The 15,704-nt window shown below is 58.3% G+C and carries 15 protein-coding genes; 1 reads left to right on the top strand and 14 read right to left on the bottom strand.

The features are described from left to right. Positions 1–5: 5 nt before the first annotated feature. The 5 genes from scpB to HMCN_RS0105035 all read right to left on the bottom strand — a co-directional run bounded on the left by scpB (position 6) and on the right by HMCN_RS0105035 (position 5,711). On the bottom strand, positions 6–758 hold the full coding sequence (gene scpB / locus HMCN_RS17315; protein ID WP_025916351.1) for an SMC-Scp complex subunit ScpB: 753 nt from the start codon (positions 756–758) through the stop codon (positions 6–8). 401 nt (positions 759–1,159) lie between these two features. Further along, positions 1,160–2,152, bottom strand: coding sequence for a tRNA dihydrouridine(20/20a) synthase DusA (gene dusA / locus HMCN_RS0105045; protein ID WP_193366393.1), 993 nt, complete (start codon positions 2,150–2,152; stop codon positions 1,160–1,162). A 26-nt stretch (positions 2,153–2,178) separates the two neighbouring features. Then, positions 2,179–2,424: a hypothetical protein gene (locus HMCN_RS17310; RefSeq protein ID WP_035625882.1), complete on the bottom strand. Its 246-nt coding sequence runs from the start codon at positions 2,422–2,424 to the stop codon at positions 2,179–2,181. Between the two features lie 67 nt (positions 2,425–2,491). Beyond that, complete coding sequence (gene truA / locus HMCN_RS0105040; RefSeq protein ID WP_025916349.1) at positions 2,492–3,289, bottom strand: tRNA pseudouridine(38-40) synthase TruA; 798 nt, start codon at positions 3,287–3,289, stop codon at positions 2,492–2,494. Between the two features lie 73 nt (positions 3,290–3,362). After that, positions 3,363–5,711, bottom strand: a complete 2,349-nt coding sequence (locus HMCN_RS0105035) for a FimV/HubP family polar landmark protein (protein WP_304412703.1) — start codon at positions 5,709–5,711, stop codon at positions 3,363–3,365. A 61-nt stretch (positions 5,712–5,772) separates the two neighbouring features. On the opposite strand from HMCN_RS0105035, the gene HMCN_RS19745 reads away from it, so the two are divergent. Continuing rightward, positions 5,773–6,237, top strand: a complete 465-nt coding sequence (locus tag HMCN_RS19745) for a hypothetical protein (RefSeq protein WP_238551964.1) — start codon at positions 5,773–5,775, stop codon at positions 6,235–6,237. A gap of 72 nt (positions 6,238–6,309) precedes the next feature. Here HMCN_RS19745 and asd read toward each other — a convergent pair whose 3' ends face one another. From asd to HMCN_RS0104990, 9 genes are all read right to left on the bottom strand, one after another. After that, entirely contained in the window at positions 6,310–7,437 is a 1,128-nt protein-coding gene (gene asd / locus HMCN_RS0105030) for an aspartate-semialdehyde dehydrogenase (protein ID WP_025916347.1), read from the bottom strand. Positions 7,438–7,484: 47 nt separating this feature from the next. Next, a complete protein-coding gene (gene leuB / locus HMCN_RS0105025) occupies positions 7,485–8,555 on the bottom strand; it encodes a 3-isopropylmalate dehydrogenase (RefSeq protein ID WP_025916346.1) in 1,071 nt (356 codons plus the stop codon). A gap of 53 nt (positions 8,556–8,608) precedes the next feature. Beyond that, positions 8,609–9,256 (bottom strand): 3-isopropylmalate dehydratase small subunit, encoded by a 648-nt coding sequence (leuD, locus tag HMCN_RS0105020; RefSeq protein ID WP_025916345.1) that lies wholly within the window; start codon positions 9,254–9,256, stop codon positions 8,609–8,611. Positions 9,257–9,266: 10 nt separating this feature from the next. Then, on the bottom strand, positions 9,267–9,389 hold the full coding sequence (locus tag HMCN_RS0105015) for an entericidin A/B family lipoprotein (RefSeq protein WP_025916344.1): 123 nt from the start codon (positions 9,387–9,389) through the stop codon (positions 9,267–9,269). A 23-nt stretch (positions 9,390–9,412) separates the two neighbouring features. Continuing rightward, the gene (gene leuC / locus HMCN_RS0105010) at positions 9,413–10,816 is read right to left on the bottom strand and encodes a 3-isopropylmalate dehydratase large subunit (protein WP_025916343.1); all 1,404 of its coding nucleotides are present in this window, start codon (positions 10,814–10,816) and stop codon (positions 9,413–9,415) included. 90 nt (positions 10,817–10,906) lie between these two features. Then, positions 10,907–11,746 (bottom strand): M48 family metallopeptidase, encoded by an 840-nt coding sequence (locus HMCN_RS0105005; RefSeq protein WP_025916342.1) that lies wholly within the window; start codon positions 11,744–11,746, stop codon positions 10,907–10,909. Positions 11,747–11,894: 148 nt separating this feature from the next. Further along, positions 11,895–13,508 carry an ABC transporter ATP-binding protein gene (locus HMCN_RS0105000; protein WP_025916341.1) on the bottom strand — a complete coding sequence of 538 codons (1,614 nt, stop codon included), beginning with the start codon at positions 13,506–13,508 and terminating at the stop codon, positions 11,895–11,897. After that, the gene (locus HMCN_RS0104995) at positions 13,505–14,536 is read right to left on the bottom strand and encodes an ABC transporter permease (RefSeq protein ID WP_025916340.1); all 1,032 of its coding nucleotides are present in this window, start codon (positions 14,534–14,536) and stop codon (positions 13,505–13,507) included. Before HMCN_RS0104995 ends, HMCN_RS0105000 begins: the two co-directional genes overlap by 4 nt. Next, positions 14,533–15,591, bottom strand: a complete 1,059-nt coding sequence (locus tag HMCN_RS0104990) for a microcin C ABC transporter permease YejB (protein WP_025916339.1) — start codon at positions 15,589–15,591, stop codon at positions 14,533–14,535. The genes HMCN_RS0104995 and HMCN_RS0104990 overlap by 4 nt, the downstream gene beginning before the upstream one ends. Positions 15,592–15,704: the final 113 nt, after the last annotated feature.

Below are 15,704 nucleotides of genomic sequence, written 5' to 3'. Positions count from 1 at the left end.
TCGCGTCAATCACTGATTCCGCCGCATATAGATGAAGAAACGGCCTCAATTTGTGAAGCGGGAATGTGCACATCGGGCTCCTGGCCTTGTGCAGAATATGGAGTGACATCGCCGATGCTGCTGTCTGGCTCTACATGAGCAGAGCCAGCACTGACCTCTGCCAAACCTGCGGCAAGTTGAAGATCCGCCTCCATCGCTTGCATTTGCTGCAAGGTCTCACCCTGCATTTCGATTTTCGATGCCTGCTGCAGTTGCGGCAGCTTATCCAGAGAAACTAAGCCGAGATCACTCAAAAACTGCTTGGTAGTGGCAAGCAAAGCCGGGCGCCCCGGAACATCGCGATACCCGACGACATCGATCCATCCCCGCTCCTCCAGCAACTTTATCGTTTGCGAATTAACGGCAACACCACGTATCTCCTCTATGTCGCCCCGCGTCACCGGCTGCCGATAGGCAATGATTGCCAGGGTTTCCATGGTCGCTCTCGAATAGCGCTGTGGCTTCTCCGGATTCAAGCGATCCAAGTACGCCTTCATCTCCGGTTTACTTTGAACGCGCCAACCGGACGATAAAAAAACCATTTCTATACCCTTGCCCAGCCAGTCTGCGCACAACTCTTCGAGAATCGAATTAATATCTTCACTACCCAACGCATCCTCGCCGCCACCGAATAATTTCCTCATATCATGAACTGACAAGGGTTCGTGCGCGCACAACAAGGCTGTTTCGAGGACTTTTTTAGCCTCTGGAGTATTCATGTGCAGAATCTTAAGCGACTATTGCGAGATTGTATTTGACGACGATTTTTCAAAACGCCGACCAGCCAGATATTTTGTTGGTACCAGTTTCCAGCAAACACGTTGCCGAATTTGAAATGAATAACGATTTGAAAGAGTTGCGCGGCTAAACCGCTATGGCATTGCTGATACTGCCATCGAACTTGTTTTGCCTCTGCCTATGAGACAGAATCCGCCTGCCAACCCAATATGAGATTAACTAGCGCCTGCTTAAACTTCGGAAATTATAACTGCAATCGGCGAATTATATCAGAAAAGTCTTGCCGCCCGAAATCCCCGGCTGCGGCAAATAGAATCAGCGCACTAGTTGCGCGCCAGTGCAAATCAGCAAATTTATAAATCAACATAACAGATATACCTATTTACGACACCCGGATCTTCTCCAACGCTCTTATCAACAATGCGGGATCGTTGGCCGCCAACTGCTCCGAGTCTGAAAGCAATTGCCGAAACCCGCGCGCGCCAGGCATTCCCGCCATCAAGCCAAGCAGATGCCGTGTAATGCTATTAAGCCGCACCCCGCCTCCGGCATTCTGTCCGTAACGCGCAAGTTGATTCCTGACATATGGAACCATTGCCTCCAGCACCTCGGCACGGGTTTTGATCGGAGCACCGTCGCCATAGTAGCGTACGTCAAAATCCGCCATCAGGTAAGGATTGTGATACGCCTCGCGCCCCAGCATCACGCCATCGAGGTGCCGGAGATGGTCGTCGATTTCATCGGATGTTTTGACGCCGCCATTGAGAAGAATTTCGAGTTGCGGAAAATCGCGCTTCAATTGGTAGGCGAATTCGTACTTTAATGGCGGAATCTCGCGATTCTGCTTTGGGCTCAACCCCTTCAGGATCGCATTGCGGGCATGGACTATGAAGGTCGCGCACCCAGCCTGCGCCACGGTCCCGACAAAATCGCGCACAAAATCGTATGACTGCACCTGATCCACGCCGATCCGGTGTTTCACGGTGATGTCAATCGCCACGGCATCGCGCATCGCCTTTACGCAATCGGCCACCAGATTCGCCTCTAACATCAAGCAGGCGCCGAAAGCGCCTTTTTGCACGCGCTCCGACGGGCAGCCGCAATTCAGGTTGATTTCATCGTAGCCCCACGACTCGCCCAGCTTTGCACTTTTAGCCAAATCGCCCGGGTCGCTTCCACCTAGCTGCAATGCAACCGGATGCTCTTCCTGGCTGAAATCCAGATGTCGCGCAACATCCCCGTGCAGGAGTGCTCCGGTAGTCACCATTTCCGTATACAGCCAGGTGTGGCGCGTAATTTTTCTATGAAATGATCGGCAATGCCTGTCGGTCCAGTCCATCATCGGTGCTACGGAAACTCTTCTGCTGCGCTGCATGTTTGGTCCTGCAAATTTCATAAATATCAAAAACGCATTATGCGTTTATTCGGCAAATAGTGCAGGGCGGAGTCAGTATCTAAGTGGCATCCGCCTGCTCGCTCCAGTTTGAAGCAGGTTCTGACAAAATGGCGCCAAGCGCCGGTTGATGCCTGTATTTGCAGCGTAATGACAGGCGATTCTGCTCCAATCCACAGCAATCCTTGCTCATCCAACGGTTTTTCATTGAAGGCATACTGCGTGCCGTATTTTTTAATGGTCGATGAATTCAAGTGGATATAGACACGACATAACGCATACCCCTTGCATGTTTAAATAAATGCAAGCCGTTTTGCAGTCTCATCCACAAGGGAAAAGATTCAATTCTTCCTGCGGCAATCGCCATTTTCGATCGTATTCTATTTTCGCCAGATACAGCCCATCGGGCATGAATGTGGGCGCTGCATACTTGCGGTCGCGGCCTTCAAGCACATCCTTTAGCCAGTCGGGCGACTTCTTGCCGTTGCCGACAAATATCAGGGATCCGATAATATTTCTAACCATGTGATGCAAAAAAGCATTGGCACGCAAGGTGATCACGACCAAATCGCCTTTGCGCACGATATCGATGTCATGCATTGTCTTGACCGGGGATTTTGCCTGACACTGCGCGGCCCGGAAGGCGGAGAAATCATGTACGCCAATCAGCGATCTGGCTGCAATACGCATGCTGTTTTCGTCCAGCGGACGAAATACCCAGCCGACCTTTCCGGACAACAGCGGAGATCGGACCGGATGATTGTACAAAACATAATGGTAGGTGCGCGCGATCGCGCCAAAGCGCGCATGAAAAGCGTCCGCCGCGTCGCGGGTGACTTCGCATGCCCAGCGCACTGCAATCGATGGCGGTAAAAATGCGTTCACGCCGCGCACCCAGGAAGCTGCTTCCCGGTTTATGTCGGTATCGAAATGCACCACTTGTTCCATTGCGTGGACACCGGCATCGGTACGACCGGCGCACACGGTTGCGATCTCACGCAGTGTGAATGCTCCGAGTCCGGATTCCAGCACATCCTGAACCGTCCGTCCATCCGGCTGGGTTTGCCAGCCGGACCAGGGCGAACCGTCGTACTGAATACCGAGAGCAATGCGCTTCAATTCAGATCCATCCAATATCAAAAATAAAACGGGCGTCAGCCAAGCGCTGCGCCCGTCTTTCGTAATATAAAAATCAGGCCAGTTCCGCCAGCATAGACTTGGCTTTTTCGATTTGCGCCAGCGAGCCGTCTTTCAATACTTCATCCAGCAATTCGCGCGCGCCCTCCTTGTCGCCAATTTCCCGGTAAGCAATTGCCAGGTCGAGTTTGGTTGACATTCCAACATCGCCGAAAACCATATCGGAATGCGCCGCAGGGTTTGATTCCACCTGGGATGCTGCGCCCGACTGCTGGGCCGGATTAAATTCCAGGTCAATTCCGGATAAATCGAACTCCAGCCCCGCAATATCCGGATCATCCGCATCAAGTCCGGCTTCAGCGTCAGATTCCCGTACAGCCAATGCGGCAGGAGCCGCATCTGCTACGGGAGAATGGTTGCCTTGACCTGCCGTTGCATTATCAATCGCCGGACTTTCCAGGAAGTCAAAATCGACTTCGCCCAAATCGAACTTGAGAAGGGAGGGAACGGGCGCGACACCTTCAGCGATTTCCGGCATGGACGGCTCAGCCAGTGCTTCGGTTGCAGAATCGATACTGCCGGCATCGGATTTCCTGATTGCGGCAACGTCGGATACCGATGTGGCGTTGGCAATCTGGCCCAAATCAAAATCCAGCCCATTGAAAATCGAATTCCTCGCTTCGGCAAGACCATCAGGAGCCGGATCAGTCGATTCAGCCAAATCAAGCCGCTCCCCTATCACCGACTTGGCAGTATCGAATGCAAACAGCGCCGAATCAACGCCGGCATGTGACTGCGAATTGGTCAGGAGGGCCTCCGGATCAAGCTCTTCCAGAGGCAGGGTGGGAGTACCCAATGCAACGGCCTTGGCAGCGACCTCTTCGGACAGCGCACCGCCTGCATATAAAGAATTATTCGGATCGAGTGCAGCACCAAGCCGGGCAGCCTGATGCCACTCATCGGTTTCCCCCCTCGTCATCCCATACAATTCGCTGGCGAGCATCTCAAAAGAACGCAAATCCTTGCGACTTGCATAGATTTCCAGCAACTTCAGGCGAACCGGATGGCGGTCCGGCTGTGTCCGCAACGCCTCCTTCAGAATTTCTTCAGCCTGGGCATCGCGCCCGTAAGCAATATAGACATCCGCCTCAGCAACCGGGTCGACTTCATTGGCGTCAAGTTGACTGGCTGACGGCGAGAAACTGGAGTTGAATACGCTATTGTTGGTATCCACGCTCTGGCCGCCGGTCGAGCCAAACAGTGAATTCCTTTGCAAACTGGAGGCAGCCAGCGTGCTGCCGTCAAATTTGTTGTGCGGTTTTTTTCTGCGGCGATTACTGTAGATGCCGAAGGCACCCAGAATGGCTACCAGAATTCCGGCGCCGGGCAACAACAGGGGATTATCCAGCAATTCGTCGAAAAAACCAGGCTGCGCCGGCGGTGCTTCGGCCACTTTGTTTTTTGCTGCAACACTGGAAACGGTTGCTGGTGACGCGACGCCCGGTGGGCTGGGTGGTTCAATCGAGGCGGTTTGCGCATGGAGTTGCTGTTCGGTCAGCGCTTTACTCTTGACCTCGAGAAGCTTTTGCAAGTCGCTTACGTTTTTCTCCAGGCTCTTGATGCGCGCATTGGCTTCTTCCGCCGCTTTTTCGGTTGCAACCCCATTCACATCGATGGCCGCAGTTGCGTTAGCCAAACCCGCGGCCCTGCCTGTCGCGGCATCGGCCTTGGATAACTTCAGTTTATCTTTCGATTCAGCAACAATTGCCTGCGTTTCTTCGACTTTGGTCGTGATCTTGCCTGCCGCACTTTGTACTGCTGTTGCCGGGGATTCTGCGGCGTTTCCGGCAATCTTGCCGGCCAGCTGGTTCCGATACGCATTGAAATCGGCGGCTTGAGCCACGACGACGACGGCAGCGCCTGCTGCCGAAACGTTGCCTGCGGTAGTGCTGTCCGGAACAGACAGCACATAGCCGGCACGCATCCGGTTCATGTTATTACCGGCAAATCCATTCGGATTGGCCCGGTACAAGGCAACCAGCATCTGATCCAGCGAAACGCCTTCCGGCTTGAATTTTGCTGCAACCCGGGTCAGCGTATCCCCGCTCCTGACCTGATAGCTGGTCGATTTTGCGTCTGCAATCGGCTTCGAACGTTCTTTTGGCGCCGAACGGTTGACGCGCGCAGCCCTTTCTTCCAGGGGCACGGCCGGAGCCGGCGCTGCCTGGGCCCTCTCGGCGACTACCACCTCTGCCGGCGCGACTACCTGTGTATTCTGACTCAGGCGCAAATCGACCGGATCCAGCAAAAAAGTATACTCCCGGATCAGACGCCCCTTGTTACTGCCGCCCAGCTCCAGCAGTACGTCAACGAACGGCTCATTGATCGGTTGAGTCGAAGTCATGCTGATGACTTGACGCCCGCCCCGTTGCTCAACGGCGAAATGCAATGACAACAGAACAGGATTGAAGTCAATCTTGGCTTGCCGGAATGCCTCGACCGGGGCCAATTTCGCGACCAAGGATCCAGCTTCATCCTTGCCGGCGGATGACAGTTCGATTTCTGCCCGCAACGGCTGCCCGAGCGAAGACAACACCGTCAACTTACCCAGGCCGGCAGCATGCGCAGCGGAAGACAATATGACCGAAGCAACAGCAGCGCTTAGTGTTTTCAAGCCGAACAAAATAAATGTAGGTGCGCTTTTTGGATGCATATTGATTGGCATATTCATGCTTAGGGTTAGCTTACCTTGCAAGAAACATAATTACTGCTTCACGGCAACATTATTCTCAGGGATACCAACATATCATTACCTAGTTTGCGGTGCAAGCGAACCATTCCTCCTGAGGCCATTTCCAGATGCATCGGGCGTCTTGCCGCTGCGCATTCACGATGGAGTGCCTAAAGAAAACAGTGTCGGCAGCCCCTGACATGCAAAACCCGCCAAACATTCTCGCTAATGATCGTTTGGCGGGTTTCAGTTGCGCACTAGCAACAAAAAATTATGCTTCCAGCAATATCCGTAGCATGCGGCGCAACGGCTCTGCCGCACCCCACAACAGTTGGTCGCCGACGGTGAATGCGGACAGGTATTCGCCGCCCATCTGCATCTTGCGCATGCGTCCGACCGGAATCGTCAGGCTGCCGGTCACGGCAGCAGGCGTCAGGTCGCGCATCGATGCCTCGCGGTTGTTCGGCACCACTTTCACCCATTGATTGTTCTGCGCGATGATGTCGTTGATTTCATCCAGCGGCACGTCTTTTTTCAGCTTGATGGTCAAGGCCTGGGAATGGCAGCGCATCGCCCCCACGCGCACGCACAGGCCGTCGACCGGAATCGCCCTGGAGCCGAACGCTTCGCCCTTGCCGAGTATCTTGTTGGTTTCGGCGCCGGCCTTCCATTCTTCGCGCGACATGCCGTCGCCGAGATCCTTGTCGATCCAAGGAATCAGATTGCCGGCCAGCGGCACGCCGAACTGCCTGGTTTCATCGTCGCTCATCGCGTGCTGCTTGGCCAGCACCTGACGGTCGATCTCGAGGATGGCGGCGGCCGGATTGTCCAGCAGCGCCTTCACCGAAGCATTGATGGTACCGAACTGAGTCAGCAATTCCCGCATGTGCTGGGCGCCGCCGCCGGAGGCTGCCTGGTAGGTCATCGACGTCATCCAGTCCACCAGATCGTGCTGGAACAAGCCGCCCAGACCCATCAGCATGCAGGACACGGTGCAATTGCCGCCGATGTAATTCTTCACACCCTTGCCGAGCGCGGCCTTGATCACGTCCAGATTCACCGGGTCGAGCACGATCACGGCATCATCCTGCATCCGCAGCGTCGACGCCGCATCGATCCAGTAGCCGTTCCAGCCTGCCGCACGCAGCTTCGGGAACACCTCGGTAGTGTAATCGCCGCCCTGGCAGGTGATGATGACGTCGCACTTCTTGAGCGCGTCGAGATCGCCGGCGTCTTTCAACGTCGTTTCATTCTTCGCCATCGCGGGCGCCTTGCCGCCTGCGTTCGATGTCGAAAAGAACACCGGTTCGATATGGGCGAAATCGCCCTCTTCCTGCATGCGCTGCATCAGGACCGAACCGACCATGCCACGCCAACCGACCAAACCGACTAATTTCATGATTTCCTCAAGTGCAATTTCAAAAATATTTCAATATTGGGCATTATTCAAACCAGCGCTTGCAAGACTGCCGCGCCCATTTCCCTGGTGCCGACCTTGCGCATGCCTGCCTCAAAGATATCCGGTGTGCGCAAGCCCTGCGCCAGCACTTTCTTGACCGCAGCTTCAATCCTGTCGGCCTGCTGCGGCTTGTTCAGCGAATAACGCAACATCATCGCCGCCGACAGGATCGTCGCCAGCGGGTTGGCCACGCCCTTGCCGGCGATATCGGGCGCGGAGCCGTGTGACGGCTCATACAAGCCCTTGTTGTTGGCGTCCAGCGAAGCCGAAGGCAGCATGCCGATCGAGCCGGTCAGCATCGCGGCGCAGTCCGACAGGATGTCGCCGAACAGATTGCCGGTCACCATGACGTCGAATTTCTTCGGCGCCCGCACCAGCTGCATGGCGGCATTATCGACATACATGTGATCGAGCGCGACGTCCGGATATTCGCGATGGACGTCGATGACGATCTCTTTCCAGAACTGGAAGGTTTCCAGCACATTGGCCTTGTCCACGCTGGTCAGGCGCTTGTCGCGCTTTTGCGCGGCCTGGAATGCGACGTGGGCAATGCGGCGGATTTCGCCTTCCGCATAACGCATGGTATCGAAGCCTTCGCGCTGCCCCTTGAACGGGCCGTCCGGGCATTCGCGCACGCCGCGCGGCTGGCCAAAATAGACATCGCCGGTCAGTTCGCGGATGATCAGGATATCCAGCCCGGACACCACCTCCGGCTTCAACGTGGATGCGCCAGCCAGTTCCGGATACAGGATAGCCGGCCGCAGATTGGCAAACAGGTTCAGATTCTTGCGCAAGCCGAGAATCGCCTGCTCCGGGCGCAGCGCGCGCTCCAGGGTGTCGTATTTCCAGTCGCCGACCGCGCCGAACAGGATCGCATCGGCCTCTTTTGCCAGTTTCAGCGTGCCTTCCGGCAGCGGATGGCCGTGCGCCTCGTAGCCGGCGCCGCCGACCGGCGCGGTTTCCATCTCGAAGGATTCGCCCAGCGCGTTGAGTACCAGCACCGCTTGTTCGACGATTTCAGGACCGATGCCGTCACCCGGCAAGACTGCGATTTTCATGGTGGTTCTTTGCTATAAATAACTAAATTGACAAGGCGCCAAAAACACAAGTATCAAATGGTGTTGGCCAGCCAGGGTTGGGATGCAATGTGGCGCTCTTCGAAAGCACGGATCGTGTCGGCCTGGCGCAATGTCAGTCCGATGTCGTCGAGCCCGTTGAGCATGCAGTATTTCCTGAAGGCATCGATATCGAACGGATACGCGACGCTGCCGTTGGCGGTCGTCACCAACTGCTGTTCCAGATCGATCACCAGCCGGAAACCCGGGAACGCCTTGACTTCATTGAACAGGTGGTCGACCTGCAATTCGGTCAGGGCGATCGGCAGCAAGCCGTTCTTGTAGCAGTTGTTGAAGAAGATATCGGCGAAACTGGGCGCAATCACGGCCCGGAAACCGTATTGCTCCAGCGCCCACGGCGCATGCTCGCGCGACGAGCCACAGCCGAAATTCTTGCGCGTCAAAAGTATCGAGGCGCCCTGATAGCGCGGCTGATTCAGCACGAAATCGGGATTGAGCGGACGCCGGGAATTATCCTGGCCGGGCTCGCCATGATCGAGATAACGCCATTCGTCGAACAGGTTCGGACCGAAACCGGAGCGCTTGATGGATTTCAGGAACTGCTTCGGGATAATGGCGTCGGTATCCACGTTGGCGCGATCCAGCGGTGCTACCAGGCCATCGAGTACGGTAAATTTTTCCATGATATTTGCTTTATTTTCTCGCTGCACCCTCAACCTTGCTGCCAACTTTCTGGACATCCTTGCCAAACCCTTCCATGGTGTTGCAGGCACTGAGGGCGAAAGCGATACAGATCAGGGTGAGTAATTTTTTCATGTTGATTTTTGCGGATAAGTGGATTAACGGAGCAAGCGCACATCGACGAAATGTCCGGCGATACCGGCGGCGGCAGCCATCTCGGGCGACACCAGATGGGTACGGCCGCCCTGGCCCTGACGTCCTTCGAAGTTGCGGTTCGAGGTCGATGCGCAACGCTCGCCCGGCTCCAGGCGGTCTGCATTCATGGCCAGGCACATCGAGCAACCCGGCTCGCGCCACTCGAAACCGGCATCGCGGAAGATCCGGTCCAAGCCTTCGCGCTCGGCCTGATCCTTGACCAGGCCGGAGCCCGGCACCACCATCGCCAGCCTGACGTTGGAAGCGCGATACTTGCCGCGCACCACGGCGGCGGCGGCGCGCAAATCCTCGATGCGCGAATTGGTGCAGGAGCCGATGAAGACCTTGTCGATGCGGATGTCCGAAATCGCGGTATTCGGCTTCAAGTCCATGTAGACCAGCGCCTTTTCCATCGCGTCGCGCTTGACCGCATCTTTTTCCTGGTCCGGATCCGGCACCCGGTCGTCGATCGAGACCACCATCTCGGGCGAGGTGCCCCAGGTCACTTGCGGCTTGACGTCGGCGGCGTTCAGCGTCACCACCAGATCGAAACGGGCGCCGGCATCGGTATGCAGCGTGCGCCAGTAGTCGACTGCACGGTCCCAGTGCGGGCCAACCGGGGACAGCGGCCGCCCCTTGACGTAATTGATGGTGGTGTCGTCGACACCGATCATGCCGGCGCGGGCGCCGGCTTCGATCGCCATGTTGCAGACCGTCATGCGGCCTTCCATCGACAGGCTACGGATGGCCGAGCCGGCAAATTCGATCGCGTAGCCGGTGCCGCCGGCGGTGCCGATCTTGCCGATAACGGCCAGCACGATGTCCTTGGCGGTGACGCCGAACGGCAGCGCGCCGTCCACCTGCACCAGCATCGCCTTCGATTTTTTTGCCAGCAAGGTCTGGGTGGCCAGCACGTGCTCGACTTCGGAGGTGCCGATGCCGTGCGCCAGGCAGCCGAACGCGCCGTGGGTCGAGGTGTGAGAATCGCCGCAGACCACCGTCATGCCGGGCAGCGTTGCACCCTGCTCCGGCCCTATCACGTGGACGATGCCCTGGCGCTTGTCGCGCATGTTGAAGTAGGTCAGCCCGTATTCGGCGGCATTGGCGTCCAGGGTTTCCACCTGCAGGCGCGAAGTCGGGTCGGCGATGCCGTTGGCGCGGTCGGTGGTGGGCACGTTGTGGTCGGCCACCATCAGGTTGGCGGCGACCCGCCACGGCTTGCGCCCGGCCAGCTTCAGCCCCTCGAAAGCCTGCGGGCTGGTGACTTCGTGCAGCAGATGCCGGTCGATATACAGTATCGTGGTGCCGTCTTCGCCGACGTGTACCACGTGCGAATCCCAGAGTTTGTCGTAGAGCGTCTTGGCCATATTTTAAGCGGATAAAAAGCGGGTAAATGCGTAAATTAGCGTTCGATTATGCCATATTTGCAGGCGGCCAGAAGCCGCTGCGGCACTCCATCAGCGCTTTTTCCGCGCTTGCTCGTACAGCGGCATCACGCGCTGCGCATAATCGGTCAGATCGCTCTGGCGGCTTTCGCGCGACGGATGGGTGGACAGGAACTCGGGCGGCGCACTGCCGCCGGCCTGCGCCATTTTTTGCCACAGGCTGACTGCGGCGCGCGGATCGAAGCCGGCGCGGGCTGCCAATTCGACTCCGATGCGGTCGGCCTCGGTCTCGTGCAGGCGCGAATTCGGCAAGCCGATGCCGAGCTGCAGGCCGGTGCTGGCGACCTTGCCCAGCCCTTCGATGCCGTAAATGGCGCCCAGGATCTCGGCCCCGGCCGAGGCCAGGTCGGTACCGACCTGCTGCGAAGCCCGCTCCCGCGCATGCTCGCGCAACGCGTGGGCGATTTCATGGCCGAGCACCGCAGCCAGTTCGTCGTCGCTGATCCGCAGCTTTTCGATCAAGCCGGTGTACACCGCAATCTTGCCGCCGGGCATGCACCAGGCATTGACCTCGGGCGCGGTGATCAGGTTTTCCTCCCACTGCCAGTTGCGCGCATCGGGGCGGAATACCCCGGTCTGCGCAATCAGGCGGCTGGCAATGCCGCGCATCCGGCTCACCTGCGCAGCGTCGCGGTTCAGCGTGCCTTTCTGGCGCGCATCGGCCAGCACTTCACCGTATTGCTGGCGCGCCGCCTGCTCTACCTGCTGCTCCGACACCGACATTCTTTGCGTGCGGCCAATGCCGACCGCGCCGCCCTGGGTGGTCTGGACCGAGCTGCAGGATGCCAGGATCAGCGCCGCCAGCAACATGCCTAGCGGCCTCGAAATGATACGAATATGCGCATTTTTCATCACGACTTTTCCTTGAAGAGCACTGGATCAGGCTTTCAATCCGAAAAACATACCAGATGCTGTATTTTTAATGACCGCTTATATTTATGCGGAAATTAGTACATTATTTAACATACTCCATATTTTAATTGAAAATTAGAGTGGAAATTCAAGCCACGACAGCCGGCAATCCAGTCGCAGCGCGCCCATCCACCGCATAGGCTGAAGCCGCCAGCAGCCGCTTCGTGTACGGGTGGCGCGGCTGCGACAGCACCGCTTCGGTCGGGCCGGATTCCAGCACCTTGCCGTCCTTCAGCACCAGCACCCGGTGCGCCATCGCCCGGATCACGGCCAGGTCGTGGCTGATGAACAGGTAAGCCATGCCGTACTTGCGCTGCAATTCGGCCAGCAGCAGCAGCACCTGCTGCTGCACCGAAACGTCCAGCGACGAAGTCGGCTCGTCCAGCAGGATCAACTCCGGCTTCAGCACCAGCACGCGGGCGATCGCGATACGCTGGCGCTGGCCGCCGGAAAACTCATGCGGATAGCGCGACAGCATGTCGGCGCTCAGGCCGACTTCGAGCAAACCATTGACCACCGCGGCGCGCAGCGCGGCGGCGTCAAGCTGCGGCTGGTGCAGCGCCAACCCTTCGCCGACGATCTGCTCGATGGTGCGGCGCGGCGACAGCGACGCGAACGGGTCCTGGAACACCACCTGCATCTTGGCGCGCAGCGGCCGCACCGCGGCGCTCGACATCGCGCTCACCGCTTGTCCGTCAAACTGGATATTCCCCTCCACGACCGCCGACGACAGCCGCAACAAGGCCATGCCCAGCGTCGATTTACCGGAGCCGGATTCGCCGACGATGCCCAGCGTTTCGCCCTGCTGCAATGTCAAGGTGACGTCATCGAGCGCGACGAATTGGGATTTCCTGAACCAGCCCTGCTTGATCGGAAAGGTGCAACTCAACTGTTGCGCGGCCAGCAGCACCGGCACGTCAGCCGCCACCGGAGCAACCTGGCGTTGCGGACGACTGGCCAGCAACTGGCAGGTGTAGGGCTGGCGCGGATTCGCAAACAGCTCTGCAGTCGGCGCGATTTCCACCAGACGGCCGCGTTCCATCACGCCGACCCGGTCGGCAAAATGGCGCACCAGATTCAGGTCGTGCGAGATGATCAGCACCGCCATGTTTTCTTCGCGCTGCAGCTGGTTCAGCAGCTCCAGGATCTGCACCTGGATCGTCACGTCGAGCGCGGTGGTCGGCTCGTCGGCGATCAGCAGCTTCGGCTTGCAGGCCAGCGCCATCGCGATCATCGCGCGCTGGCGCTGGCCGCCGGACAGCTGATGCGGATACGACAGCGCACGGCGCGCCGCCTCGGGAATCCCGGTCTTCTCCAGCAACTCGACGGTGCGCAATGCGGCCGATTTGGCATCGATGCCTTCGTGCAGCATCAGGACTTCGGCAATCTGGTTGCCGATCGTAAACAGCGGGTTCAGGGCCGTCATCGGCTCCTGGAAGATCATCGCCACGTCCTTGCCGCGCAACGCGCGCATCGCAGCTTCCGGGCGGCTCAGGATGTCCTTGCCCTCGAATTCGATCCGCCCGCTATAGCGCGCGTCCTGGTTCAGCCGCAAAATCGACAAGGCGGTGACGGTCTTGCCGGAGCCGGATTCGCCGACAATCGCCAGTTTTTCACCGGCGGCAATCGTGAAGCTGACGTCGTCGACGACAGTGGGCGCGCCAAAGGCCACGCTCAGGTTTTGTATCTGCAGCAGGCTCATGCCTTCCTCCTGACATCCAGCGCATTGCGCAGCGCGTCGCCGATATTGGTCAGCAGCAGCAAGGTGATGGTCAGCACCGCAAAGGTCGACAGCGCGATCCACCAGGCATCCAGGTTGTTCTTGCCCTGCGCCAGCAGCTCGCCCAGGCTCGGGGTCGACGGCGGCACGCCCAGCCCGAGGAAATCCAGGCTGGTCAGCGCCAGGATTGCGCCGCTCATGCGAAACGGCAGGAAGGTGACCACGGACGTCATGCTGTTCGGCAACACGTGGCGCCAGATGATTTGCGCATTCGATAAACCCAGCGCGCGCGCCGCCTGCACGTATTCGAGGTTGCGGTTGCGCAGGAAATCGGCCCGCACATAATCCGACAAGCCCATCCAGCCGAACAGCGACAGCAGCACCAGCAGCAGGCTGATGCTGGGCTCGAAGATCGAGGCGAAGATGATCAGCAGGTACAGTTCCGGCATCGAACTCCAGATTTCCATGAAGCGCTGGAACAGCAAATCGGTCTTGCCGGCGAAATAACCCTGCACCGCGCCGGTGACCATGCCCAGCAGCACGCCGGTAAAAGTCAGCGCCAGCGCAAACAGCACCGAGACCCGAAAGCCGTACAGCAAGCGCGCGGTCACGTCGCGGCCGCGGTCATCGGTGCCGAGCCAGTTTTCGCCGGACGGCGGGGCCGGATTGGGCGAGGTGGCGAAATAATTCAGGGTATCAAAACTGTAGGTGTTGGGCGGATAGAGCGCCCAGTTGCCGTTTTTCCGGAACTGGTCGCGGATGAACGGGTCCAGATAATCGGCCGGCGAATCGAAGTCGCCGCCGAAGGATTTTTCCGAATAGGTTTTCAGCACCGGAAACACCAGTTCGCCGTTATAGCGCGCCACCAGCGGCTTGTCGTTGGACAGCAGTTCGGCCATCAGGCTCAGGCCGAACAGCGCCGAAAACAGGATCAGGCTCCAGTAGCCGCGGCGGTTTTGCCGGAAGCGCAGCCAGATGCGGCGCCCGGGGGAAATCGAGGATGTTGTCATCGGTTTAGGCTTTCAAACTGCACGCGCGGATCGGCCCAGACGTAGCACAGGTCGCCCAGCAGCTTGACCACCAGGCCGATCAGCGTAAATAAATACAAGGTTCCCATCACCACCGGATAATCGCGCCGCACCACCGATTCGTACGACAGCAGGCCCAGGCCGTCGAGCGAAAACAGGGTCTCGATCAGCAGGCTGCCGGCAAAGAAGGCGCCGATGAAGGCGGCCGGAAAGCCGGTCACCAGCGGGATCAGCGCATTGCGGAACACGTGCTTGTACAGCACCGCGTTTTCGCTCAGGCCCTTGGCGCGCGCGGTCAGCACGTACTGCTTGCGGATTTCTTCCAGAAAGGTGTTCTTGGTCAGCATCGTCATCACCGCAAACGAACCGGCCACCGACGCGGTCACCGGCAGCGTGATATGCCACAGGTAATCGGTCACCTTGCCGAGCACGGACAGCATGTCCCAGTTGTCCGAAGTCAGGCCGCGCAGCGGGAACCACTGCACGAAGCTGCCGCCGCCGAACATCACCAGCAAAAACACGCCCAGCACGAAACCCGGGATCGAATAGCCGACCAGCACCAGCATGCTCGACGCCACGTCGAAGCGACTGCCTTCGCGGATCGCCTTCGCAATCCCCAGCGGCAGCGAGACGAAATAGGTCAGGAAGAAAGTCCACAGCCCGAGCGTGATCGAGACCGGCAGCTTGGATTTGACCAGTTGCCAGACATCCTTGTGATGGTAAAAACTCTGCCCCAGATCGAAGCTGGCGAAGCCTTTCAGCATTTGCCAGAAACGCTCCGGCGCCGGCTTGTCGAAACCGTACAGCGCCTTGATTTCGGCCACCCGCTCCGGATCGATGCCCTGCCGTCCGCGGTATTCGGCCGCGCCGCCGCCGGACGCCTCGCCGGCCGCGCCGCGCCCCTTGAGTTCCAGCAGCGCCTGCTCGACCGGGCCGCCCGGCACGAACTGGATCACCGCAAAGGTAATGCTGACCACGCCGACCAGGGTCGGCAGCATCAGCAACAAGCGTTTCGCTACGTAAGCCCACAGGTTCATTGTTGCCTCATTCATCCGGATGGCACAAAATCAACGCTTTAGCGCGCCTTTTCGCCATCCACAATACTATCAAGTGTATTTTTATTTTACCTACAATAAAAACAATGCGGAAA

It is taken from the genome of Herminiimonas sp. CN (assembly GCF_000622895.1).
Lineage (GTDB): Bacteria > Pseudomonadota > Gammaproteobacteria > Burkholderiales > Burkholderiaceae_D > AVCC01.
This window is presented reverse-complemented; position numbering and strand designations above follow the sequence as displayed.